Origin of the sequence: Neobacillus drentensis, from assembly GCF_036966985.1 — a bacterium.
Taxonomy (GTDB): Bacteria; Bacillota; Bacilli; order Bacillales; family Cytobacillaceae; genus Neobacillus; species Neobacillus drentensis_E.
In genome coordinates this window covers 1-1,426 of record NZ_JBALSN010000724.1, presented here as the reverse complement: position 1 = coordinate 1,426, position 1,426 = coordinate 1, and the positions used below count along the sequence as shown (strand labels likewise).

1 protein-coding gene is annotated in these 1,426 nt (G+C 36.6%); it reads left to right on the top strand.

The features are described from left to right. Window positions 1-111 precede the first annotated feature (111 nt). A complete protein-coding gene (locus V7659_RS30995) occupies window positions 112-1,263 on the top strand; it encodes a CapA family protein (RefSeq protein WP_335543834.1) in 1,152 nt (383 codons plus the stop codon). Window positions 1,264-1,426: the final 163 nt, after the last annotated feature.

The window sequence follows — 1,426 nt, the reverse complement described above, 5'->3', positions numbered from 1 at the left end:
CAAGTTTAACACAGCAATACTTTAAAAACTCCTTTTCAAGCAAAGAATAGTTTTAAAATTATACAACAATATAATATAGTATAATTATCAGATAAAAGATAAGGAGTAATTATGAAAAGGCATGCCATACCTTCAGTTATAATTATTTTTGTTTGTATTGCTTTAGCATCATTCCTTTTTATTCAACAATGGCACAATACTAATGATGACGACCAAAAGGTTTTTCCAACGAAAAATCTTCAAACCCGTTATTCATTGATGATCAACCGAGAGATGACAGAAGAAATAACCATTGGAGCCATCGGAGATATCCTTATTCACGATAATGTTTATCAAGATGCCTTTAATGGTGCTACATATGAATTTGACCCGATGTTTGAGAACGTAAAAACTTTATTAGAAAAACCAGACGTGTTAACTGCCAATCAAGAAAGTACGATAGGTGGAAAAACATTAGGTCTTGCCGGTTATCCACGGTTTAATAGTCCATACGAGGTGGCGGATGCTCTTGTCCACACAGGAGTAGATATAGTATCCACTGCCAATAATCATACCTTGGATAAAGGCGAAAAAGGGATTAAATCAGAAGCTGGCTATTTAGAAAGTATTGGTTTACTTCACGTTGGAAGCTTCCTTGATGAAAAGGACCGCCAAAAATTGAGGATTTTAAATAAAAATGGGATAAAGATTGCTTTTCTCTCCTATACATACGGAACAAACGGAATCCCGGTTCCAGACGGAAAGGATTTCTTAGTTAATCTGATCAACCGTGAAACGATGCGTGATGAGATCCATCGAGCTAAAAAGGACGCTGATGTCGTTGTTATGAGTATCCATTGGGGAGATGAGTACCACCGGGTGCCTAACAAAGAACAGAAGGATCTGGCTAGATTTCTGACAAATGAAGGTGTCGATATCATTTTTGGCTCCCATCCGCATGTTCTACAACCCATGGAATGGATCAAAACAGAGGATGGAAGAAAAGCATTTGTTGTCTATTCATTAGGAAATTTTATCTCATCACAACGTAATGATTATAAAGATATTGGTGGATTAGCTACGATTGGCATTACAAAACATATATCAGGTAATGGAAACTCGATTGAATTGTCGAACCCGAAGTTTTATCCAACCTATGTCGCTAGTAAAAAAAATCATAATTTCCGCGTAATCCCTTTAGAAAATGCTCGATCATTTGGACTTCGCAATGCTAAAGGAAAGTACACGGAAATCCAAGATCACATGATGCAGTGGCTCCGTTAAAACGGGGCCTTTTTATTCTTAGATTGATGACAGGAGAAGATCGGATGGAACGGATAAAGCAAAGAGGGCTCTGGCTTTCTGGGTATTTTTTACTTATGATGTTTCTATTTACGAGAGGATTTTACAACCCTTTTTTTGTGCTATTAATTGGTTTATTATTAAT

Coding starts and splice junctions, on each gene's coding strand:
- V7659_RS30995 (WP_335543834.1), top strand. CDS start 112: ATGAAAAGGCATGCCATACCTTCAGTTATAATTATTTTTGTTTGTATT.